General features: G+C 43.3%; 1 protein-coding gene. It reads right to left on the bottom strand.

The genetic code is table 11. The features are described from left to right. Window positions 1-867: phenylacetate--CoA ligase family protein (locus tag A3763_RS28985; RefSeq protein WP_197483022.1), on the bottom strand; the 867-nt coding region annotated here is incomplete at both ends.

The raw sequence follows: 867 nt of genomic DNA, 5'->3' as shown, positions 1-867 counted from the left end.
CATCGGGCGTCTTAATCACGTCCAGCTTACGGCCATCAATAGATTGAAGCAGCGGGAAAGGCGAACCACACTGACAAGTGGTAGCAGAAGAAATCGTCGCACGATCCCCATTTCGATACCGAATAAGTGGAAAGCCGTAATTGTGCAAGTCGGTTACCACCACATCACCAGACACTCCGGCTTCAGAAATCACTTTATTTTGATCTCCCAACAGCTCTACAACAAGGTGATCAATATTTGTATGCAAACCATTCTTTTCTTTGCACTCCGAACCAATCAACATAAACTCCCGACAACCGTAAGTATTATATACTGGCGCTCGGAAAGCTCTTTCGATTTTTTCCCGCTGAAACTCATATAATGGTTCGGCGCCAGTCAAAATCGACTTAGGTGATTTAATGGTTATATCATTCTCGATAATATAATCTGCCAACGTTACCAAAGGGTTGACATAAGAAACTATTGCCTCAGCTTTGTAGGCGTTAATCTGCTCAACATAAGTTCCCAAGTTATATGCCGTCATTTCGAAAGAGTTTAATATCTTTCGATTATAGAAAGCGTGATAAAGCTTATCTTTAAGGGCTGACTTAGCACCAACAGGCGCAATGTTCGCTCCCCACAAATAAAGTGATTTAACACCAAGCCCGGCACCAAGGTTTCCATACCCTCTCCACATGACTCCTTGCCGGCGCTCATTACTTTCTTGATCCAATTCAAACCTGAACGGCACACCGGATGAACCTCCGGTAGCTTTCTTAATGTTCTTCCCTTTATGTGTAGCTGCTACAAAGCCTTCGTAGTTATCACGAATAACATCTTTATCAAGTACAGGTAATACCTCAAGGTCTTTGACACTCTCTACAGCGG

The organism is Oleiphilus sp. HI0128 (assembly GCF_001635365.1).
This window is presented reverse-complemented; position numbering and strand designations above follow the sequence as displayed.